Genomic DNA, 22,250 nt, shown 5'->3' with positions numbered 1-22,250 from the left:
ACAGGGATTGTAGGCGTTCGGCGCGCGAAAAGCGCGCTGTTGCCCGGCATGCGGGCTGAAGAACGAACTGCCCGTGAGCATCCGTCGGGTAATATACTCACTTTATGCTGACAAACCAAAGACGCCATGTCCACCCCCGACGCACCTGACCTTGTTTTTACCGCCGACGAGCTGGAAACCCTGGGCCGTACGGCCGACGCCCTGAGCGCCTACCTGGGCCGCGCCGTGCTGGCTGAAGTCGTGGACGCCGAGGAAACCGGCTTCGAATGGGCCATCTTCGCCGTCCCCCTGGACAAGGACGAGGACGAGAGCAAGTTCACCGTGGTCCAGATCGGCGGCGAAGGCGCGCGCGTGCTGGGCAACCGCGGCGGCCTGGAGCCGGACGATACGGCGGTGTACGCCTGCCGCTACCTGTGGGCCGTCCAGTTGACGGACGCCGACCCTATACGTTTCATCAAGGTGGACGAAGAAGGGGACGAGGTGGCCTGGACCGAAACGCTGGAAGAACTCCTGCCCTTCGCCCTGAGCGACGACGCCTTCGTCCCAGAAGATGACGATGATGACGACGACGAGGATGACGAGGACTTCCCGGATCCCCAGGGGCGCACCCTGCACTAAGGCGACGCCTTTCCAGGGCGCGGTGTCAGGCGCGCATGCGGTCGCGCAGGTACAGGGCGACGCCCAACGGCCACATCAGCCCCACCAGCAGACGCGAAGCCAGGCCCTTCAGTTTGTATTGCGGCGGCGGGGTGCGCCCGCTGGCCCGCAGGTGCAGGCCGAAGCGCGTGTAGCGCGCAGCCGCCATCAGGAAAGCCTTGGGGCTGTAGCGGAACCAGGGCAGGCACTCCACCACCGTGTCCTGCGCCAGCAGCCATAGCCCCAGCGCATGCTGTTGGCTGGTCCTGCCCTGAACCGACAGGGAATCGGGGCTGTCGTGGTAGACGCGGAACACCATGTTCACGAAACGATTCTTGTAGCCGGCGCGTGCGATCGCACGCCAGACCATGCTTTCGGGCACGAAGCCCTCGATCTGCTCGGGAAACGGGAACTGCCGCAGCACGGCCGTGCTCAGGCAGCCGAATTTCTCGCCGCGGATGTCGTAGCGGAAGGTCAGGTCCAGAGAGGTCGCATCGAACACGTCGCTGGGATACATATCGCCCACGACCTTGCCGTCGGGCCGCACGCACAAGCCGGTCACGCCCGCATAGCGCCCGCGCTCCTGCTCGGGGATGTCGCGCCAGACCTGCGCCATGTCGTACAGGGCGTTGGTGTCCAGCGCGTCGTCGCTGTCCAGGGCGACGATGAGCTCGCCGTGCGCCAGGGCCACGCCATGGTTGAAGGCCGCCTTCTTGTGACGGTTCTCCTGCCAGGCATAGTGGATCGGAAAGCGCGCCTCCTGCTGCCAGCCCAATACCAGCTCGCGGGTGCCGTCCGTCGAGCCGTCGTCGATCACCACCCACTCGAAATCCTGATACGTTTGTTCACACAGTGAGCGGTAGGCTCGCTCCAGGGTGTGGGCCCGATTGTAGGTGGGCGTCAGAACCGTGAACAAATGGCGCCATTCCATGATTTTTTTTCTTCTTTCCCAAGATTGAACGGCCGACGCAGCGAGCGTATGCAGGCCTCGGCCAACATGCACGCATACCATAGCATGCGCGCCCCCTGCCGCCATCGCCCGGCCAGCGCAGGCCCGCCAGGGATTTGGTATCCATTCTTAACCGGCGCCGTGGCGCGCGCAAAAAAAACCACAGGCATGCCTGTGGTTTTTTTCCTGTTCAGAAACAGTTCGCCTTCCCTGGGGCCGCGGATGCGATCCGGGCCGGGGCGCGGCCAGGCGCACTTACACGCGCTTGACTTTTTCCAGCATCTTGAACACGCCTTTGGGGGCGCGAACAAACAGACGCTTGAAGGCCTTGCCCAGGCAACGACGCTCCAGCGTGTTGCGGCGAGTGCGTTTGATTTCCGCCATGGTGATCTCCGATCTCAAATAAAAGCCCTGCCGGATGATCCCGACAAAAGCGCAAAAGCTAACCGGAAATTCTACCGTAATCCGCGTTAAGATACAAAGGTTAGCGTGAGCCCTCCATGGTGAATCGACGCTCGGAGCCCACAGGCTGCGCCCAGCCTGCGCGCGGTCCGCACCCGCGACCCGCCCCTCTCGGAGGCCCGGCTCTCTCCTGCGCGTCCTTCTCCGCCCTCTCCAAGAAGCCTACCTTGCCATGAGTTCAGAAATACGCATTTTTGGCGCCCGCCAGAACACCCTGAAAAACCTGGATGTCAGCATCAAGACCGGCGAGCTGCTGGTCATCACCGGCGTGTCCGGCTCGGGCAAGAGCTCGCTGGCCTTCGACACCCTGTATGCGGAAGGGCAGCGGCGCTATGTGGAAACCTTCTCGCCCTATGCGCGCCAGTTCCTGGACCGCATGGACAAGCCCCAGGTCGACCGCATCGAGGGCATCCTGCCCGCCATCGCCATCGACCAGGTGAACCCGGTGCGCAACTCGCGCAGCACGGTGGGCACCATGACGGAACTGAACGATTACATCAAGCTGCTGTACGCCCGGCTGGGCGAGCTGTTCTGCCGCCAGTGCTCGCGCCCCGTGCGGCGCGACAATGCCGACAGCATCGCGCGGCAGATCCGCGCGCTGGCCCGCGACCACGACGACCCGCGCCTGGTGCTGACCTTCCCGGTCAAGGTGCCGGCCAATTTCACCAGCGAGGAAATCGAGAAGCTGCTGCACCAGCAGGGCTATACCCGCCTGCACCACGAGGAAACCGCGCCGGCCGACACGCCGGCCAAGGGCAAGGCATCCAAGGGGCGGCCCGCGGAACAGAAGACGCTGTACGTGATCCAGGATCGCTTTCGCGCCGGCACGGTGGAGCCCGAGCGCTTCATGGAAGCCATCGAGGCCGCCCTGCGCCACGGCCAGGGCAGGCTGACGGTCTACGCTTCGGCCAGCAGCGAAGGCCCGGAAACCGCCTGGCGCTTCAGCCAGGGCCTGCACTGCGCGCATTGCGACATCGACTACAGCGCGCCGGTGGCCAGCACCTTCTCCTTCAATTCGCCCTTGGGCGCCTGCGACAGCTGCCGGGGCTTTGGCCGCGTCATGGGCATAGACTACGGGCTGGTGGTGCCCGACCAGACCAAGAGCCTGCTGGAGGGCGCCGTGCGCCCCTGGCAGACGGCCAGCTACAAAGAATGCCAGCAGGACATGGAACGCTACGCGCCGGCGGCGGGCGTGCGCCTGGGCGTGCCCTGGAAAGACCTGAGCGACGCGGAAAAGGATTGGGTGATCCACGGGACGCCGGACTGGAAAGGCGGCAACCACGCCTGGAAGACCCAGTGGTACGGCGCCCAGCGCTTCTTCGACTGGCTGGAGTCGCGCGCCTACAAGATGCACGTGCGCGTGCTGCTGTCCAAGTACCGCAGCTACAACACCTGCCCGGCCTGCGCCGGCTCGCGCCTGAAGCCCGACGCCAGCCTGTGGCGCGTGGGCGGAGACGCCGCGCCCGCCGAGTCTGTCTACAAGCGCTTCATGCCGGTGCATGCGCTGTGGTCGCGCGAGCAGCTGAACGCCCTGCCCGGCCTGAGCGTGCCCGACCTGATGCGCCTGCCCATCGAGCATGTGCGCGACTTCTTCCGCGGCCTGCATTTCGGCGATGCGCGCGACGCCGCCATCGACCTGCTCCTGAAAGAAACCCTGGCGCGCCTGGACTACCTGTGCGATGTGGGCCTGGCCTACCTCTCGCTGGACCGCCAGAGCCGCACGCTGTCGGGCGGCGAGGTGCAGCGCATCAACCTGACCACGGCGCTGGGCACCTCGCTGGTCAACACCCTGTTCGTGCTGGACGAACCCTCCATCGGCCTGCACCCGCGCGACATGCATCGCATCATCCAGGTCATGCACCGGCTGCGCGGCAACGGCAACACCCTGGTGGTGGTGGAGCACGATCCGCAAGTCATGGTGGCGGCCGACCGCATCCTGGACATGGGGCCAGGGCCCGGCGAGCGCGGCGGACAGATCCTGTTCGACGGTTCCCCGCAGGCGCTGCGCCGCGCCGACACCCTGACGGGCCGCTACCTGAGCGGCGAACTGAGCATCGAAGCGCCCCGCCCCCTGCCCGTGGCCGACAGTACGCCGCGCCTGCTGCTGGAAGACGTCAGCGCGCACAACCTGCGCCACATCTCCGTCTCCATCCCCTTGGGCCGCCTGGTCTGCGTGACCGGGGTGTCGGGCTCGGGCAAATCCACCCTGATCCAGGACGTGCTCTACCCCGCCATGCTCAAGCAGCAGGGCAAGCCCACCGAGGCGCCCGGCGCCTACGGCGCGCTGCTGGGCGTGGAGCAGGTCGCCGAGGTCGTCATGGTGGACCAGACGCCCATCGGCAAGACCGCGCGCTCCAACCCGGCCAGCTATGTGGGCGCATTCGACCCCATCCGCAAGCTCTTCGCCCAGGCGGCGCTGTCCAAGGAGCGCGGCTACACGCCCGGCACCTTCAGCTTCAACAGCGGCGACGGCCGCTGCCCGACCTGCGGCGGCACCGGCTTCGAGCACATCGAGATGCAGTTCCTCTCGGACGTCTACCTGCGCTGCCCGGACTGCGACGGCAAGCGCTTCCGCCCCGAAGTGCTGGAAGTGCGCATCGAGCACTTCGGCCGCAGCGCCTCCATCGACGAGGTGCTGGACATGACCGTGCACGAGGCGCTGGAGTTCTTCGAAGGCCTGCGCGATGTGCAGACGGGCCTGGCGCCCCTGGCCGACGTGGGCCTGGACTACCTGAAGCTGGGCCAGCCCGTGCCCACGCTGTCAGGCGGCGAGGCCCAGCGCCTGAAGCTGGCCGGCTACCTGGCGGAAGCCTCGCGCAGCCGCCTGAGCCGGGTGCAAGTGGCCAAGAAGGGCAATCTGTTCCTGTTCGACGAACCCACCACCGGCCTGCACTTCGACGACATCGCGCGCCTGATGCGCGCCTTCCGCAAGCTGCTGGCCGCCGGCCACAGCCTGCTCATCATCGAGCACAACCTGGACCTGATCCGCGCCGCCGACTGGGTCATAGACCTGGGCCCCGAAGGCGGCGAGCACGGCGGCCTGGTGCTGGGCGCGGGCACGCCCGCCGACATCATGGCCCTGCCGCAATCGCATACCGGCCGCGCCCTGAAGGAATACGAAGACGCCATCATCGGCCAGGCCGCACCGGCGCTGGCCGAGCCCGCCGTCGCCTACGCCGCCGCGCCCGCCAAGGAGGACGACGGCCGCATCGCCATCCTGAACGCGCGCGAACACAACCTGAAGGGCATCTCCGTCCACATCCCGCGCAACACCTTCACCGTGGTCACGGGCGTGTCGGGGTCGGGCAAATCCACCCTGGCCTTCGACATCCTGTTCAATGAAGGCCAGCGCCGCTACCTGGAATCCCTGAACGCCTACGCGCGCGCCATCGTGCAGCCGGCCGGCCAGCCCGACGTGGACGCCATCTACGGCATCCCGCCCACCGTGGCCATCGAGCAACGCACCAGCCGGGGCGGCCGCAAGTCCACCGTGGCCACCATGACGGAGATCCACCACTTCCTGCGCCTGCTGTACGTGAAGCTGGCCACGCAGTACTGCCCCACCTGCCATGTGCCGGTGGCGCCGCAGACGCCCGAGCAGATCGCCGCGCAACTTCTGCGCGACCACAAGGGCGAACACATAGGCCTGCTGGCCCCGCTGGTGACGGCGCGCAAGGGCTACTACACCGACCTGGCCAAGTGGGCCCAGGGCAAGGGCTACACCCACCTGCGCGTGGACGGCGAGTTCATCCCCGTCTCCCCCTGGCCGCGCCTGGACCGCTACAGCGAACACACGCTGGAGCTGCCGGTGGCCGACCTCATCGTGGACCCGCGCCACGAGCTGCAGCTGCGCCAGGCCATACGCGAGGCGCTGGAACTGGGCCACGGCACGCTGAGCGTGCTCGCGCCGCTGACGCCATCCGGCGCCCTGCCGCTGGAGGAACGCCGCCGCGGGCGGCCGTCGGCCGAGGCCGGCCAGCAGCATTTCTCGGTTAAGCGCGCCTGCCCCTGCTGCGGCACCAGCTTTCCCGAGCCCGATCCGCGCATGTTCTCCTATAACTCCAAGCACGGCTGGTGCACGGACTGCTTCGGCACCGGCGTCAAGCTGACCGGCTTCGACCAGGAGCAGACCGGAGAAGAAAGCGCCTGGAACGCCGGCTACGAAGGCGAAGCCGTGGAATGCCCGAGCTGCCGCGGACAGCGCCTGAACCCCGTATCGCTGGCCTTCGAATGGCGCGATCGCTCCATCGCGCAACTGGCCTCCCTGCCGGTGGAGGAGGCGCAGACCTTCTTCACGGGACTGGACATGGACGGACGCGAGGCCGACATCGCCCGCGACATCCTGAACGAGATCCGCAGCCGGCTGGACTTCATGCACGAAGTGGGCCTGGGCTACCTGGCCCTGGATCGCGCCGCCCCCACGCTCTCGGGCGGCGAGGCGCAGCGCATCCGCCTGGCCGCGCAGCTCGGCTCCAATCTGCAAGGCGTGTGCTACGTGCTGGACGAGCCCACCATAGGCCTGCACCCGCGCGACAACCAGATCCTGCTCAAGGCCATGGCCCGCCTGGAAGGCAATGGCAACACCCTGGTGGTGGTGGAACACGACGAAGACACCATACGCCGCGCCCAGCACATCATCGACATGGGACCGGGCGCCGGCAAGCGCGGCGGCGAAGTCATCGCCCAGGGCACGCTGGAGGAAATCGAGGCCAATCCGGCTTCGCTGACCGGCCGCTACCTGCGGGAACCCTTGCAGCACCCCATGCAGGCGCGCCGCCCGGTGGAGGCGGACACGCCGCTGCTGACCGTGCACGGCGCCCGCCTGCACAACCTGCAGGACGTGCAGGCCGGCATCCCGCTGGGCAAGCTCAGCGTGGTCACGGGCGTGTCGGGATCGGGCAAGTCCACTTTCGCGCGCGACGTGCTGCTGGACAACCTGGCGCGCGCGGTGGGCAGCAAGCTGCCGCCGTCCTGGCAGGGCTGCTCGCGCATCAGCGGGTGGGAGTCCCTGGACCGCGTCCTGGAAGTCGACCAGACCCCCATCGGCAAGACGCCGCGTTCCTGCCCGGCCACCTACATCGGCTTCTGGGACGAGGTGCGCAAGCTGTTCGCCGGCACGAACGACGCGCGCCTGCGCGGCTGGACCGCGTCGCGTTTCTCCTTCAACACCGGCGAGGGCCGCTGCCCCCTGTGCGAAGGCCAGGGCATGCGCACGCTGGAGATGAGCTTCCTGCCCGACGTCAAGGTGCCGTGCGACGCCTGCCACGGCCAGCGCTTCAATCCCGAGACCCTGTCCGTGACCTGGCGCGGCGTGTCCGCCGGCCAGCTGCTGCAGATGGACGTGGACGAGGCCGTGGAATACTTCGCCGCCCACCCCAAGATCCTGCGCCCCTTGCAGCTGATGCAAAGCGTGGGCCTGGGCTATCTGACCCTGGGCCAGCCTTCGCCCACCCTGTCCGGCGGCGAAGCCCAGCGCATCAAGCTGGTCAGCGAACTGGTCAAGGCGCGGCTGGATGAAGGCCTGACCCGCACGGGCCGGGCCTACAAGGCGCCCCATACGCTGTACGTGCTGGACGAGCCCACCGTGGGCCTGTCCATGGCGGACGTGGAAAAACTGATCCTGGTGCTGCACAGGCTGGTCGACGCCGGGCACACCGTGGTCGTGATCGAACACAATCTGGACCTGATCGCCGAAGCCGACTGGATCGTGGACCTGGGCCCCGAAGGCGGCTCGGGCGGCGGCCGGCTGGTCGTGCAGGGCACGCCCGAACAGGTCCAGGCCACGCCGGCCTCGCACACCGGAGCGGCGCTGGCGGCATTTTTAGAGGAACACGGCGCATGTATGGCCGATTCGAAGACCGACTGACGAACACGGCGCTGGAAATGCGGGAGTGCCTGGGCAAGATCGAAGCCCGCACGCCCCGGGAGCTGGACCAAGCTTTCGACGCCATCGAGCAGGCCCGTCTGGCGGGCCGCTGGGTGGCGCTGGCCCTGGACTACGAGCTGGCCGAACTGTTCGAGCCGCGCCTGGAGCCGCGTCCGGCGCGCGCCCAGGCGCCGCTGACCGCCCTGGTCTTCGAACAGGCCCGGCACGTCCCCCTGTGGAACAGCCAGGCCGCGCCCGCGCTGCAGGCCAGCCTGGACGTCGCGCCGCAGGACTACCGCGCCGCGCTGGAACAGATCCAGGCCGGGCTGCGGGCCGGCGAGTTCTACCAGATCAATTACACCGTGCCCGTGCGCATCCATGCGGACATGCCGCCGCGCGAACTGTACGCCGCCCTGGCCGCGCGCCACCCGGTGGCCTACGGCGCCTACCTGGACCTGGGCGGCCGCCACATCCTGTCCTTGTCGCCCGAGCTGTTCCTGGAAAAGCGCGGCGCGCGCATCCGCACGCGCCCCATGAAGGGCACGCGGCCGCGCGACCCCGACTCCTTGCGCGACCAGGCCAATGCGCAGGAACTGCGTGACAGCCTTAAAGACAGGGCGGAAAATGTCATGATCGTGGACTTGCTGCGCAACGACCTGGGCCGGGTGGCCCGCACCGGCACGGTGCGCGCCACCAGCCTGTTCGACGTGGAGCAGTATGCCTCGGTCTGGACCATGACCTCCACCGTCGAGGCAGAACTGGATGCGGACTGCGGGCTGGAAGCCCTGCTGCGCGCCCTGTTCCCCTGCGGGTCCATCACCGGCGCGCCCAAGCTGGCCGCCATGCAATGCATACGCCGGCTCGAGCCCTGGCGCCGCGGCATCTATTGCGGCTCGGTCGGGTTCCTGAGCCCGCAGGGCGACCTGTCCCTGAATGTCAGCATCCGCACCCTGGAGCTGGACGACCACGGCCAGGGCGTGTTCGGCGCCGGCGGCGGCATCGTGCTGGACTCGGATCCCGAACAGGAGTGGCAGGAGTGCCTGTGGAAGGCGCGCGTGCTGCAGACCCCCGTAACCCTGACGCAAAGGCCCCGCCATGACGCACGGCAAACCTGAACTGATCGAAACGCTGCGGGTGGATGCGGACGGCCAGATTCCGCTGCTGGAGCTGCACCTGGAACGCGTGGCGCGCAGTTGCGCCGCCCTGGACTACGCCTGGGACACGCAGATCTGGCTGCAGGCCGTGCATCTGGCCCTGGCGCGGGCGCCCAGCCGGACCGCGCTGCGACTGCGCGTGCTGTGGCAGGCGCATGGCGCGGCCGCCGCCCAGGCGGAACCGCTGCCCGCGCTGCCCGGACCGCTGCGGCTGCGCCTGTCGCCCACGCCGCTGCCGGTCCTGGATCCGCTGCTGGCCCACAAGACCACGCATCGCCCCTGGTACCAGCAGGCGGGCCGCCTGCTGGCGGAAGACCCCGATCTGTTCGACATCATCTTCGTGGACGGCCAGAACCGCGTCTGCGAAGGCAGCCGCAGCAACATCTACATCCAGGACGAGCACGGCGCCTGGTGGACGCCGGCCGCCAGCGGCTGGCTGCTGCCCGGCGTGCAGCGCCAGGCCCTGCTGAACAGCGGGCTGGTACGCGAAGCCGACATCACGCTGGACATGCTGCGGCAGGCCCGGGCGCTGCGCGTCTCGAACGCCCTGCGCGGCTGGCAGGACGCCTTACTGATTCAGGATGCGGCGTAAGGCAAAATCGGCCGCCAGCAGGCCCATGCTGGCCGTGACCGTCACGCCCGAGCCATAGCCGGCGCAGGCCAGGCCCTGCAGGGCTCCGTCCTCCCGGGCCGTCCAGGCCTCCGGCAGGCGGGTTTCCTGCTCGAACCACAGGCAATCCACGCCCATGCGCGGCACGCGCTTCAAGGCGCGGCCCTGCGCATCGCTGCCGCGCGCAAAGCCATGCTGCTTGCGCAGGATCTGCCGCAGCCGCCCCAGCAGCGCATCGTGCCGGGCCTGCGACAGGTCGCCGGCGCGCAAGGAAAGAGGATCGGTCTTGCCGCCGGCGCCGCCGCAGGTCAGCAAGGCGACGCCGCGCCGGCGGGCCTCCAGGATCAGGGCGATCTTGGCGCTGGCCTGATCGGTGCAGTCGAGGAACACGTCGGGCTGCTGCCCGAGCAGGTCGGCCACATTGTCTTCCGAGACGAAATCATCCACCACCTGCACCCGGCAGGCCGGATTGATGTCGTGGATGCGGCGGGCCATGGCCTGCGCCTTGCCCTGCCCCAGCGTGCTGTCCAGCGCCGGCAGCTGGCGATTGATGTTGGACTCGGCGATATGGTCCAGGTCGATCAGGGTGATGGCGCCCACGGCCGAACGAGCCAGCGCCTCCACCGCCCAGGTGCCCACTCCGCCTATGCCCGCCACCATCACGTGCGCCCCGGCCAGGCGCGCGCGGGCGCCCGCGCCGTACAAACGGTCAATGCCGCCGAAGCGGCGCTCGGCATCCATGTCCTGCAGCTCTGTCATACGTCCTTCCACGACCGGCCAGCCCGGCCAAACCCATCAATTTTACGAAAATTTCCCGCCTCCGAAGCCTTATGCCCCGACGGCTTGACGGCGGCCTGCCAAATAGCAACACTCGTATAAGCAAATTATTATTTTTCCTTAGTTATCAGGCAGAAAGCCCGCTACAGTAGGTTCTGCTTGATCTACAATCGCTACAGGTATCAACTATCAGTGACTCAGGCCACAAGCCCCTTGCCGTGAACATGGATTCCTCCTTCGCCCAGCCCTCCGAAGCGCCCAAGCCCTGCAGCTTCCGCGTGTTGACCGATGATGAACGCAACGCTTCCTTGCGTCAGTCCCTGGACCAGGTCCAGTGGTGCGGAGAACAAGACCTCTGGGTCTACGGCTACGGATCCCTGATCTGGCGTCCCGATTTCGAATTCGTCGAGCAGCGCCAGGCGCTGCTGCGCGGCTACCACCGCGCCCTGTGCCTGTGGTCGCGCATCAACCGCGGCACCCCCGAACAGCCCGGCCTGGTCTTCGGCCTGGACGTGGGCGGCTCGTGCCGCGGCATGGCCTTCCGCATCCCCGGGCGCGACGTGCCCAAGGTCTTCGACGCGCTGTGGCAGCGCGAGATGCCCAGCGGAGCCTACATTCCCCGCTGGCTGCGCTGCCGCACCACCCAAGGCGACATCCGCGCCCTGGTGTTCACCATGAACCGCAAGACCGATGCCTACGTGCCGCGCATGCCCGACGACCAGCTCATGCAGGTCGTCCATTCGGCCCAGGGCATCAACGGCCCCTGCATCGAATACGTGATGGAAACCGCGTCCGCGCTCCGACGCTCTAAAATCCTGGATAAACGCCTGCAATCGGTGGTTCAATTGCTGCAAAGCTATACTGGGCAGGCAATCCCTCATCAAGCATAAGAGCGCATCATGTCCCTAGCCGATATTCGGAACGAGTACGAACGTTTTTCCCTGAGCGAGCAGGAGGTCGCCGCCGATCCGCGCGTGCAGTTCCAGCGCTGGCTGGACCAGGCGCTGGAGCTGAAGGAAACCGAACCCACGGCCATGACGCTGGCCACCGTGGACGCTCAGGGCCGCCCTTCGGCGCGCATCGTGCTGCTCAAGGGCTACGACGAGCAGGGACTGGTGTTCTTCACCAACTACCGTTCCCGCAAGGGCGCCGACCTGGACGAGAACCCCTGGGCCAGCCTGTCCTTCTTCTGGCCGTCCATGCAGCGCCAGGTGCGCTTCGAAGGCCGCGTCAGCCGCATCAGCCACGCCGAGTCCGATGAATACTTCCACAGCCGTCCGCTGGGTTCGCGCATCGGCGCCTGGGCTTCGCCGCAGAGCCAGCCCATCACCCGGGCCGAACTGGACGCGCGCACCGAACACTATGCGCGCAGCCTGGGCGAGCACCCCGCCCGGCCTGAACATTGGGGCGGCCTGCGGCTGACTCCGGATCACGTCGAGTTCTGGCAGGGGCGCGCCTCGCGCCTGCACGACCGCCTGGTGTTCGATCGCAACGACCAGGGGCAATGGGAGCTGAGCCGGCTGGCTCCCTAGGGTGACTCGCCGCTCGATGACCGCATTCCCCTCCGCCTTCGATACCGACTTCTTCCGTTCCGCGCTGGGCCGCTTCGCCACCGGCGTCACAGTGGTGGTCGGCCCCGACAAGGACCATCCGGGCCGGGCCGTCGGCCTGACCGTCAGCTCCTTCAACTCCGTTTCGCTGGATCCGCCGCTGGTGCTCTGGTCCCTGGCCCGTCATTCGCGCTCCCTGCCCCATTTCCTGCACGGCGCCGGCTACGTCATCCACGTGCTGAGCGCCAGCCAGCTGGCGGTGGCCAAGCGCTTCGCCTGGGGCGAACAGGCCGATCGCTTTCGCGACCACCCCCTGACCGCCTCGCCCCACGGCCTGCCCATGCTGGATGACGAGCGCTGCAGCGCCTGGTTCGAATGCAAGCCCTATGCCTGCCACGAAGCCGGAGACCATCTGATCTTCATCGGCGAGGTCACGCATTGCGGACGCAGCGCCCACCAGCCCCTGATCTATCACGCCGGCGACTTCGACCTGACGCCGACCCAAGGCTGACCTCGGGATAAAGCCGGGAGTACACTAGTTCCTTTTTCCTGATTCTGCAGGCAGGGGCTTGATCATGAGCAATGATGTGGATTGCGTGGTGCTGGGCGCGGGCGTCGTCGGCTTGAGCCTGGCGAGGGAACTGGCCGGACAAGGCATGGACGTGCTGGTGGTCGAACAGACGCCGGGCATAGGCAACGGCGTCAGTTCGCGTAATTCGGAAGTCATCCATGGCGGCATCTACTACGCCCCCGGCAGCCTGAAGGCCAGGCTCTGCGTCCAGGGCAAGGAGCAGTTGTACGACTACTGTCGCGAGCGACACGTGGAGCACAAGCGCTGCGGCAAGCTGATCGTGGCCGCCTCCGCGTCGCAGGAAGCCGCCTTGCGGGAACTGCAGGCCAATGCGCAGGCCTGCGGCGTGCACGATCTGCAGTGGCTCTCCGCCAAAGAGGCCCAGGCGCTCGAGCCGGCCCTGCGCTGCAGCGCCGCCCTGCTCTCGCCCTCGACCGGCATCGTGGACAGCCATGGCCTGATGCTGGCGCTGCAGGGCGACGCCGAGAACCTGGGCGCGCAGATGGTCTTCAACACGCCCTTCACCGGCGCCCGCGTGCTGCCGGGCCAGGGTTTCGAAATCCAGGTGGGCGGCGCGGAAGCCTTCTCGCTGACCGCCACCCGCCTGGTCAATGCGGCCGGCCTGGGCGCCGTGGCGGCGGCCCGCCAGATCCAGGGCCTGGATCCGGCCCACGTCCCCCAGGCCTATCTGTGCAAGGGCAGCTATTTCTCGCTGTCCGGGCGCTCACCCTTCAAGCGCCTGATCTACCCCATGCACAACGAGGCCGGCCTGGGGGTGCACCTGACGCTGGACCTGGCCGGGCAGGCGCGTTTCGGCCCCGACACGGAATGGGTCGAGCACGAGAACTACGACATGGACCCGCAACGCGGGCAGTCTTTCTACGCCGCCGTACGTCAGTACTGGCCTGACCTGCAGGACGGCAGCCTGAGTCCGGCCTACAGCGGCATACGCCCCAAGGTCGTGCCGGCCGGCGCGCCGGCGGCCGACTTTCTGTTCTCGGGCCCCGGGCAGCACGGCGTGCCCGGGCTGCTGAACCTGTTCGGCATCGAATCGCCCGGCCTGACGGCCTGTCTGGCGATTGCGCAACACAGCCGGGAAATCCTGGCTTCATCAGATCAAAAAACCCTCTGAAGTCTTTACAATACCGTCGATGAACGATTACATCTTGACCCTTTCCTGCCCGGACCGCACCGGCATCGTGCACAACGTGTCCGGCTGGCTGCTTGAACAGAACGGCAACATCATTGAAGCCCAGCAGTTCGGCGACGCCGAGACCGAGCGATTTTTCCTGCGCATCCAGTTTTCCCTGCCCGAGAAAGTGGCCGTGGCCGACCTGCAGGCGCGCTTTGCGCCCATCGCCGACAGATTCGGCATGGACGCCAACATCTACGACGCGCAGCGCAAGGCCCGCCTGCTGATCCTGGTCAGCCGCCAGGGCCACTGCCTGAACGACCTGCTGTTCCGCGCCCACAGCGGCCAACTGCCCGTGGAGATCGCCGCGGTGGCCTCCAACCACACGGACCACGCCGGCCTGGCCTCCTCCTACGGCATTCCCTTCCACCACCTGCCCGTCACGCCTGAAACGCGTCCGCAGCAGGAACAGCAGATCCTGCAGCTGGCCGGCGACCTGAAGGTGGACCTGGTCGTGCTGGCGCGCTACATGCAGATCCTGTCCACGGACCTGTGCCGCGCCCTGTCGGGCCGCGCCATCAACATCCACCACAGCTTCCTGCCCAGCTTCAAGGGCGCGCGCCCCTACCATCAGGCGCATGCCCGCGGGGTGAAGATCATCGGCGCCACCGCCCACTACGTCACCGAGGACCTGGACGAAGGCCCCATCATCGAGCAGGACGTGGAACGCGTGAACCATGCCGTCAGCCCCGCCGAACTGACCCAGGTGGGCAGCGACGTCGAGTCCCTGGTCCTGGCCCGCGCCGTGCGCGCCCACGTCGAGCATCGCATCCTGCTCAACGGCCAGCGCACCGTGGTGTTCCGTTAATCATCCGGGCCCGCCGCCCTGTACCGAAGCCCGGCCGCTGGCCGGGTTTTTTTATCGCTGGATTTTCCCCATGCCCTGAGCGCCTCGCCGACGCAGGCCGTCCGGGGGCTGGCGCTAGAAGGGTTTGCGGTTTTGAGCTTGGTCAGTGTGTGTCAGGGCCAGCAGGCGGGTCAGGGCGGTCGCCGCAGACGAGGTGCAGGGGCGGGAGGCAAGGGGCGTGCTGTTCGAGCGGAACGCTTGCAGCTCGTCTGGGGGACGAGCTGCTCCGCGAGTTCACGCCCCGCCCGTCACCAGGCTCGTCAAGGGAACCGGCGCATGGCGCCGGCGACTGCCCAGCCTGCAGGCCCTGACACACACTGACCAAGCGCACAGTCTGACACCGATCCTTCCAGCGCCAGCCCCCGGACTCGACGCATGTTCCGAACACAAAGTCCGATACCTGCCCTGGCGAAGCGCCATCACCGCCCCAGCGCCAGCCCTTCCCTGCGCGGGTCCACGCCCGCCTCCAATCCATTCTGCGTCCAGCGGATCACGTGGGTGCCGCTGGGAAAAGGCTGTTCACGCACCTCGTGCCCCATGGCCCGCAAGGCCTGGGCCTGGGCGGTCACGGCCGTGCCGGCCTCCAGTTCCGTGGCCCGGTTGCGGCTGCCATAGTGCGGCAGGCTGACGGCCTGCTGGGCATCCAGGTTCCACATCAGCATGCCGGTCAAGGTCTGCGCCACGTATGAAATGATGGCGCTGCCGCCAGGCGAGCCCAGGGCAATGACGGGGCGGTCTTTCTCCAGCACCATCATGGGCGCCATGGAACTGCGCGGGCGTTTGCCCGGCTCGACGCGGTTCACGGACAGGCGGCCGGCTTCGTCCCTGGGGCTGAGCGCAAAATCGGTCAGCTGGTTGTTCAGCAGGAAACCGCGCACCATGATCTTGCTCCCGAAAGCCGACTCCACCGAAGTGGTCATGGACACCACCTGCCCTTGGGCGTCGGCCACGGACAGGTGCGTGGTGGACGGCAATTCAAGCGTGTTGTCTCCCGCCGGCTGACGGTCGGCCAGCGGCTGGCCGGGCGGCGCGTGGCCCAGGGAGCGGTCGGGACGGATCAAGGCGGCGCGCGCCTTCAGGTAGTCGGGCGCCAGCATGGCCTGCTGCGGCACGGCCACGAAGGCCGGATCCGCCACCCAGGCGTCGCGATCGGCAAAGGCCAGGCGTCCCGCCTCGGCAAAGTAATGGATGGCCCGGGCCGATTGCGGCTCCAGCGAGGCGATGGGCGTGTGCTGCAGAATGCCCAGCATCTGCATGACCGTCAGCGGGCCGGAACTGGGCGGCGCCATGCCGCACAGGGCCCAGCGCTGCCAATCCATGCACAGCGGCTCGCGGCGCAGAGCGCGGTAATCGCGCAGGTCCGCCTCCGACAAATCGCCGGGAATGGGATCGGCGGCCACCGCCGCCGCCATGTCGCGCGCCAGTTCGCCCGTATAGAAGGCGTCCGCGCCCTGCTGCGCCAGCATCTTCAGGACCTGGGCGTAGGCCGGATTGCGCAGGCGATGCCCCACCGGCCAGGGCCGGCCCTGCTCATCCAGGAAATAGGCGCGCGCGGCCGGCTTGTCCGCCAGCCCGGGATTGTCGGCGATCAAGGCATGCAGACGGGGACTGACTTCGAAGCCCTGTTCCGCCAGATCGATGGCCGGCCTGAACAGGCTGGCCCAGGGCAGCCTGCCGCCGTCCTGGTGCATCAGCTCCAGGGCGCGCATGAGGCCCGGCACGCCCACGGAGCGTCCGCTGTTGACGGCTTGCTTGAAGGACATGGTCTTGCCGTCCAGCTCGAAACGGTCCAGCGGACTGGCGGCGGGAGCCGTCTCCCGCCCGTCGTAGCTGAGCAGGCCCTTGTCCGGCCGGAACAGCAGCAGGAAGCCGCCTCCGCCCAGGCCGGACGACTGCGGTTCGACCAGCCCCAGCACCAGCTGGCTGGCAATGGCGGCATCCACGGCGCTGCCGCCCTGATCCAGCATGCTCAGACCCGCGCGCGTGGCCAGCGGATGCGCGGTGACCACCATGCTTGCGGCGCTGCTTACCTTCTCGCGCTGCACGCTGGCCGTCGCCGCCTCGGGGTTCAGATCGGGCGCGGCGGGCTCTCGTCCCTGCGCCAGGCCCGCGAGGGCCAGTGTCAGGGCGCCGGCGGCCAGCCCTCGCATCCAGGCGTGCTTCATGACGTCTCCTTGTCGTAGTGGGCCAGCCATTGCTCCAGAAGCAGGACGGCCTCCCCCGGGCCGTCGGCCGTCGGGTAGCTGAAAAAATAGGCTTCACTGACCAGCATGGCGTGCCGCACGGGCATGACCAGCTCGCCGGCCGCCAGGGCGTCCTCGACCAGAAAACGCGGCATCAGGGCCGCGCCCATGTCGGCCTGCAAGGCGGCCAGGATCAGCGTGAACAATTCATACCGCGGACCGGCGCTGACGCGCAAGCCCGGCTCCAGGCCCGCCGAGCGGTACCAGTCCAGCCAGCTGTCCGGCCGGGTGGACATGTGCAGATGCACCAGCTCCTGCAAAGGCGCGCGGGCCGCCAGGCGCGGCGTGCAGACCGGAACCAGTTCGCCCTCGTCGAACAGGCGTATGCCCTGGGTCTGGGGCCACAGCTCCCGGCCATGGTAGATGGCCGCGTCAAAAGGGTGGTCGCCGAACTGGAACGGCGCCGTGCGTACCGACAGGCTGACGGTGATGTCCGGATGCCGCCGGTTGAAGGCCGCCAGGCGCGGCATGAGCCATACCGTGGACAAGGTCGGCAGCACCGCCAGGTGCACGCTGCGCCCCACGCCCGCGCGGGCTATCAGGCTGAAGGTGTCCTTGCCTATCTGTTCCAGGTGGTGGCGTATGCGCGCCGCGTAGTCGCGTCCGGCCGGCGTCAGGACCAGCCGCCGGCGCACGCGCGTGAGCAGCTGCACGCCCAGGCGCTGCTCCAGGCCGCTGACCTGGCGATACACCGCGCTGTGCGTCAGGGACAGCTCTTCGGCCGCGCGTGAAAAAGACCCCAGCCGGGCCGTGGCCTCGAAAGCCTGCAAGGCTCCCAGGCTGGGTATGCCGTGTCTCATGGAAATCCCCCTGGGCCGGGCCCGCGCCCGCCCGTAGCATGATGGTGCAGCCGCGGCGGCTCGTTACGCCAGCACACGACAATGTGCAATTTTATCAATTGCCCTGTGCGCTTTACGCACACTATCCTGAGACATTATGACGACATCCGACTCTTCCGCTCGCTCGCCACGTCTGGGTGGCCATCTCCTGGTCGATCAATTGCGCCTGCACGGCGCGGATCATGTCTTCTGCGTGCCCGGCGAGAGCTACCTTGCCGTGCTGGACGGACTGGTGGACTCGGGCATGCAGGTCACCGTCTGCCGCCAGGAAGGCGGGGCGGCCATGATGGCCGACGCCTACGGCAAACTCACGGGCCGGCCCGGCATCTGCATGGTCACCCGCGGCCCCGGCGCTTCCAATGCCATGGCCGGCGTGCACATCGCCTCCCAGGACTCCACGCCCATGATCCTGCTGGTGGGCCAGGTGGAGCGCGGCATGCTGGAGCGCGAGGCGTTCCAGGAAATGGACTACAAGGCCGTCTTCGGCACCCAGGCCAAATGGGTGGCGCAGATCGACCAGGTCGAACGCATCCCCGAGATGATGGCGCGCGCCTTCCATGTCGCCGCCAGCGGCCGCCCCGGCCCGGTCGTGCTGGCCCTGCCGGAGGATATGCTGACCGATTCGACGGATGCGCCCGATGCGCGTCCCATGACCCCGCTGGGCATCCATCCTTCTCCGGAGCAGCTCCAGGCCATGCGCCAGATGCTGGACAAAGCCAGGCAGCCGGTATTCATCCTGGGCGGCGGCGCCTGGGACGAAGAGGCCGTGCTGAGCCTGGAGCGGATTGCCGGCCGGCACGCCGCCGCCGTATGCGTGGAGTTCCGCCGGCAGATGCTGTTCTCCACGCGCCACGACTGCTTCATCGGCGACCTGGGCCTGGGCGCCAACCCGGACCTGCTTGACTATCTGCGCCAGGCCGACCTGATCGTGCTGCTGGGCGGACGCCTGCCCGAAGTGCCCAGCCAGTCCTACACCCTGCTGGGCATTCCCCAGGCCGGCACGCCCCTGATCCATGTCCATCCGGACAGCGCCGAGCTGAACCGCGTCTATCAGGCCGACCTGGCCATCAACAGCACGCCGCGCGACTTCGTCCGGGCGCTGGCCCAGGACCCGCCCGCGCCGCGCCAAGCCGGTCCCGCCCTGCAGGCCATGCGCCAAAGCTACCTGCGCTGGAGCGACCCGAGCGGGATCCGCGTGCCCGGCGCCCTGCAGATGGGCCGGATCATGGCGCACCTGGCCGACACGCTGCCCGCGCACGCCATCCTGTGCAACGGCGCCGGCAACTACGCCACCTGGGTGCACCGTTTCCATCCCTTCCAGCGCTACGGCACGCAGCTTGCGCCCACGTCCGGCAGCATGGGCTATGGCCTGCCCGCCGCCGTGGCCGCCAAGCGCCTGCAGCCCGACACGCCCGTGCTGTGCTTCGCCGGCGACGGCTGCTTCATGATGCACGGCCAGGAGTTCGCCACGGCCGTGCAGTACGGGCTGCCCATCGTGGTCATCGTGATCGACAATGGCATGTACGGCACCATACGCATGCACCAGGAGCGCCAGTATCCCGGACGCGAAAGCGCCACGGCGCTGCGCAATCCCGATTTCGCGGCCCTGGCGCAGGCTTATGGCGGCTGGGGCGAGACCGTGCTGGACAGCGAAGAGTTCCCGGCCGCCCTGGAGCGCGCCCAGGCCAGCGGCCTGCCCGCCCTGATCCACTGCCTGCTCGACCCGCAGGCCATTTCTCCCTCCACGACGCTGGACGCCATCCGCACCCGCGCGGAGCAAGCGCGCCGCTCGGACAGTCTTTGATTTTCCGGAGTACCTCGATGTCTTCCTCTCCTTCTTTCCACTGGGACGATCCCCTGCTGCTGAACCAGCAGCTCAGCGACGAAGAGCGCATGGTGCGCGACGCCGCCCAGGCCTACGCGCAGGACAAGCTGCAGCCGCGGGTGCTGGAGGCCTTCCGACACGAACGCACCGACCCCGCCATCTTCGCCGAAATGGGCGAGCTGGGCCTGCTGGGCGCGACCATCCCCGAGGCCTATGGCGGCGCCGGGCTGAACTACGTCAGCTACGGCCTGATCGCCCGCGAGGTGGAGCGCGTGGACTCCGGCTACCGCTCCATGATGAGCGTGCAGTCCTCCCTGGTCATGGTGCCCATCTTTGAATTCGGCAGCGAAGAACAGAAGCGCAAGTACCTGCCCAAGCTGGCCAGCGGCCAATGGATAGGCTGCTTCGGCCTGACCGAGCCCAACCATGGCTCGGACCCCGGCGCCATGGAGACGCGCGCCGTGAAGGTGGACGGTGGCTACCGCCTGAGCGGCAGCAAGATGTGGATCACCAACTCGCCCATCGCCGACGTGCTGGTGGTCTGGGCCAAGGTCGTGGGCGGCGAGGACGACGGCAAGATACGCGGCTTCATCCTGGACAAAGGCATGGCGGGCCTGTCCACGCCCGCCATTCACGGCAAGGTGGGCCTGCGCGCCTCCCTGACCGGGGAAATCGTCATGGACGGCGTCGAGGTCGAGGACAAGCGCATGCTGCCCGGCGTCAGCGGCCTGCGCGGCCCCTTCACCTGCCTGAACTCGGCCCGCTACGGCATCGCCTGGGGCGCGCTGGGCGCCGCCGAGTTCTGCTGGCACACGGCGCGCCAGTACACGCTGGACCGCAAGCAGTTCGGCCGCCCCCTGGCCGCCAACCAGCTCATCCAGAAAAAACTGGCCGACATGCAGACCGAGATCACCCTGGCCCTGCAGGGCTGCCTGCGCCTGGGCCGCATGAAGGACGAAGGCACGGCGGCCACGGAAATCACCTCCATCATGAAGCGCAACTCCTGCGGCAAGGCGCTGGAGATCGCCCGCCTGGCGCGCGACATGCTGGGCGGCAACGGCATCTCCGACGAATTCGGCGTGGCCCGCCACCTGGTGAACCTGGAAGTGGTCAACACCTACGAAGGCACCCACGACGTGCACGCCCTGATCCTGGGACGGGCGCAGACGGGGATTCAGGCTTTCTTCTGAGTTGTTCCCATACAGGGACAAAAGCAAAAAGCGCTCCCTGCGGAGCGCTTTTTTATAGCCGGTTGCGTCCGTCAGCCCGCAGACTGCTTCAGATCGAACATGCTGGTGGCTTCGACCTCCAGCACTTGCTGGTCGTTCTGGTTGAAGACGCTCCAGGACCAGCGCACGATGCCCAGGTCGTCGCGGCTGGAGGAGACGCGCTTGGAGGCGACCGTGGCTTCCAGGCGGATGGAATCGCCGGGACGTACGGGCAGCAGCCAGCGCAGGCGCTCCAGGCCGGGGGAGCCGAAGGATTCGGAGTCGTGCAGCGCGGCGTCCACCGCCATGCGCATGGTCTTGCTGCAGGTCAGCCAGCCGCTGCCGATCAGGCCGTTCCAGTGTCCGTGCTCGGCCCGCGCCTCGTCCACGTGGAACCACTGCGGATCGTACTGCCGCGCGAACTCCAGCATTTCTTCCCGCGTGACGGGAACGAGCGGGTGATGGATCACCATTCCCACTTCGAATTCGTCGAATTTCATGTTGTGACGCAACAAAAAGATGTTCAGGCCGCCAGTGTACCAAGACTGCATGGTTTTGCAGCGCAGCAAGGACCATGCCTGAAATGTCCGCTCCGGGCACATCTGCGGACCGCGGCGAGCGCCCGGGCGCAATCTGTGGCATAAAGACTATTTTTCCAGATCATGCCGGCCCGTTGCGGCCGCCTACGCACAATCCGTTTATGAGCAGCCTGGACACATCCCTACAATTTGCTTCCCTGACCCAGGGCGGTCAAGCCATACGCCTGGAATACCAGTGGATACGCCCCGAGCGGCGCGAAGCGCCGCTGCTGGTGTTCCTGCACGAAGGCCTGGGCTCCATCGCCATGTGGAAGGACTGGCCCGCGCAACTGTGCGAGCAGACCGGATGCAGCGGCCTGATGTACTCGCGCTACGGCTATGGCCGCAGCACCCCGCGCAACGAGCACGGCCCCAAGCCCCTGGACTACCTGCATGAACAGTCGCTGGAAGTCCTGCCCCAATTGCTGAAGCAGTTGGGCGAAGACGGCCGCAGGCCCATCATGCTGGTGGGTCACAGCGACGGCGGCTCCATTGCGCTGCTGGCCGCCAGCGGCTTTGGCGACCGGCTGCAGGGCATCGTGGTGATGGCGCCGCACCTGTTCGTGGAAGACATTTCGCTGCGCGGCATCCTGGTGGCCCGCGAGGCCTACGAACAGGGATTCCTGCGCGAGCGCCTGGCCCGCTATCACGACGATGTGGAGTCGGCTTTCTGGGGCTGGAACCGCACCTGGACCGAACCGTCCTTCCGCGCCTGGAACATCGAAGAAGAAGTCAGCCGGATCCCCTGCCCCATCCTGGCTATACAGGGCGTGGACGACGAATACGGCACGCTGGAGCAGATACGCCGCATCCGCGAACTGGTGCCGCACGCCGAGCTGCTGGAACTGGAGCAATGCGGCCACCTGCCCTACCGGGACCAGACGGCCATCGTCAACCAGGCCATCCAGGATTTTCTGGAAAAAACCCGGCGAACCTGATTGCG

Annotated in this window: 18 protein-coding genes; 12 read left to right on the top strand and 6 right to left on the bottom strand. The window is 67.5% G+C overall.

Features of this window, described 5'->3' with window-relative positions:
• Positions 1-126 precede the first annotated feature (126 nt).
• Complete coding sequence (locus ACF3ND_RS03655) at positions 127-618, top strand: hypothetical protein (RefSeq protein ID WP_394064344.1); 492 nt, start codon at positions 127-129, stop codon at positions 616-618.
• A 25-nt stretch (positions 619-643) separates the two neighbouring features.
• Here the strand turns inward: ACF3ND_RS03655 and ACF3ND_RS03650 are convergent, their stop codons facing one another.
• Complete coding sequence (locus ACF3ND_RS03650) at positions 644-1,567, bottom strand: glycosyltransferase family 2 protein (protein WP_394064342.1); 924 nt, start codon at positions 1,565-1,567, stop codon at positions 644-646.
• Positions 1,568-1,840: 273 nt separating this feature from the next.
• On the bottom strand, positions 1,841-1,969 hold the full coding sequence (locus ACF3ND_RS03645; protein WP_003803595.1) for a hypothetical protein: 129 nt from the start codon (positions 1,967-1,969) through the stop codon (positions 1,841-1,843).
• A 250-nt stretch (positions 1,970-2,219) separates the two neighbouring features.
• Between ACF3ND_RS03645 and uvrA the strand changes: the two genes are divergently transcribed.
• From uvrA to ACF3ND_RS03630, 3 genes are read left to right on the top strand one after another with little or no spacing between them, the layout of a single operon-like run.
• On the top strand, positions 2,220-7,913 hold the full coding sequence (gene uvrA / locus ACF3ND_RS03640) for an excinuclease ABC subunit UvrA (RefSeq protein ID WP_394064340.1): 5,694 nt from the start codon (positions 2,220-2,222) through the stop codon (positions 7,911-7,913).
• Positions 7,886-9,028 (top strand): aminodeoxychorismate synthase component I, encoded by a 1,143-nt coding sequence (pabB, locus tag ACF3ND_RS03635; RefSeq protein ID WP_394064338.1) that lies wholly within the window; start codon positions 7,886-7,888, stop codon positions 9,026-9,028. Before uvrA ends, pabB begins: the two co-directional genes overlap by 28 nt.
• Positions 9,009-9,659 (top strand): aminotransferase class IV, encoded by a 651-nt coding sequence (locus ACF3ND_RS03630; protein ID WP_394064336.1) that lies wholly within the window; start codon positions 9,009-9,011, stop codon positions 9,657-9,659. The genes pabB and ACF3ND_RS03630 overlap by 20 nt, the downstream gene beginning before the upstream one ends.
• Here the strand turns inward: ACF3ND_RS03630 and ACF3ND_RS03625 are convergent.
• Complete coding sequence (locus ACF3ND_RS03625) at positions 9,636-10,436, bottom strand: ThiF family adenylyltransferase (RefSeq protein WP_394064334.1); 801 nt, start codon at positions 10,434-10,436, stop codon at positions 9,636-9,638. The genes ACF3ND_RS03630 and ACF3ND_RS03625 overlap by 24 nt on opposite strands.
• A 236-nt stretch (positions 10,437-10,672) precedes the next feature.
• On the opposite strand from ACF3ND_RS03625, the gene ACF3ND_RS03620 reads away from it, so the two are divergent.
• From ACF3ND_RS03620 to purU, 5 genes are all read left to right on the top strand, one after another.
• On the top strand, positions 10,673-11,344 hold the full coding sequence (locus ACF3ND_RS03620) for a gamma-glutamylcyclotransferase (protein WP_394064332.1): 672 nt from the start codon (positions 10,673-10,675) through the stop codon (positions 11,342-11,344).
• 9 nt (positions 11,345-11,353) lie between these two features.
• Positions 11,354-11,986 carry a pyridoxamine 5'-phosphate oxidase gene (gene pdxH, locus ACF3ND_RS03615; protein WP_394064330.1) on the top strand — a complete coding sequence of 211 codons (633 nt, stop codon included), beginning with the start codon at positions 11,354-11,356 and terminating at the stop codon, positions 11,984-11,986.
• 16 nt (positions 11,987-12,002) lie between these two features.
• The gene (locus ACF3ND_RS03610; protein WP_394064328.1) at positions 12,003-12,515 is read left to right on the top strand and encodes a flavin reductase family protein; all 513 of its coding nucleotides are present in this window, start codon (positions 12,003-12,005) and stop codon (positions 12,513-12,515) included.
• A 64-nt stretch (positions 12,516-12,579) separates the two neighbouring features.
• Positions 12,580-13,707 (top strand): NAD(P)/FAD-dependent oxidoreductase, encoded by a 1,128-nt coding sequence (locus ACF3ND_RS03605; protein WP_394064326.1) that lies wholly within the window; start codon positions 12,580-12,582, stop codon positions 13,705-13,707.
• Between the two features lie 19 nt (positions 13,708-13,726).
• Positions 13,727-14,575, top strand: a complete 849-nt coding sequence (gene purU, locus ACF3ND_RS03600) for a formyltetrahydrofolate deformylase (protein ID WP_394064324.1) — start codon at positions 13,727-13,729, stop codon at positions 14,573-14,575.
• A 458-nt stretch (positions 14,576-15,033) separates the two neighbouring features.
• On the opposite strand, the gene ggt is transcribed toward purU, so the two are convergent.
• Together ggt and ACF3ND_RS03590 are read right to left on the bottom strand one after the other, a co-directional pair.
• Positions 15,034-16,779 carry a gamma-glutamyltransferase gene (ggt, locus tag ACF3ND_RS03595; protein ID WP_394064322.1) on the bottom strand — a complete coding sequence of 582 codons (1,746 nt, stop codon included), beginning with the start codon at positions 16,777-16,779 and terminating at the stop codon, positions 15,034-15,036.
• Positions 16,776-17,657, bottom strand: a complete 882-nt coding sequence (locus tag ACF3ND_RS03590; protein ID WP_394064320.1) for a LysR substrate-binding domain-containing protein — start codon at positions 17,655-17,657, stop codon at positions 16,776-16,778. Before ACF3ND_RS03590 ends, ggt begins: the two co-directional genes overlap by 4 nt.
• Before the next feature lie 136 nt (positions 17,658-17,793).
• Here ACF3ND_RS03590 and ACF3ND_RS03585 point away from each other — a divergent pair, with 136 nt between their 5' ends.
• Positions 17,794-19,500: a thiamine pyrophosphate-binding protein gene (locus ACF3ND_RS03585; protein WP_394064318.1), complete on the top strand. Its 1,707-nt coding sequence runs from the start codon at positions 17,794-17,796 to the stop codon at positions 19,498-19,500.
• Positions 19,501-19,517: 17 nt separating this feature from the next.
• Complete coding sequence (locus ACF3ND_RS03580) at positions 19,518-20,711, top strand: acyl-CoA dehydrogenase (protein ID WP_394064316.1); 1,194 nt, start codon at positions 19,518-19,520, stop codon at positions 20,709-20,711.
• A 71-nt stretch (positions 20,712-20,782) separates the two neighbouring features.
• Here ACF3ND_RS03580 and ACF3ND_RS03575 read toward each other — a convergent pair whose 3' ends face one another.
• Entirely contained in the window at positions 20,783-21,229 is a 447-nt protein-coding gene (locus ACF3ND_RS03575; protein ID WP_394064314.1) for a MaoC family dehydratase, read from the bottom strand.
• A 200-nt stretch (positions 21,230-21,429) separates the two neighbouring features.
• On the opposite strand from ACF3ND_RS03575, the gene ACF3ND_RS03570 reads away from it, so the two are divergent.
• Positions 21,430-22,245: an alpha/beta fold hydrolase gene (locus ACF3ND_RS03570; RefSeq protein ID WP_394064312.1), complete on the top strand. Its 816-nt coding sequence runs from the start codon at positions 21,430-21,432 to the stop codon at positions 22,243-22,245.
• Positions 22,246-22,250: the final 5 nt, after the last annotated feature.

The sequence above is a fragment of the Alcaligenes sp. WGS1538 genome, assembly GCF_043187505.1.
Lineage (GTDB): Bacteria > Pseudomonadota > Gammaproteobacteria > Burkholderiales > Burkholderiaceae_B > Alcaligenes.
The sequence above is the reverse complement of the archived record's forward strand: the minus strand, read 5'-3'. Positions and strand labels throughout refer to the sequence as shown.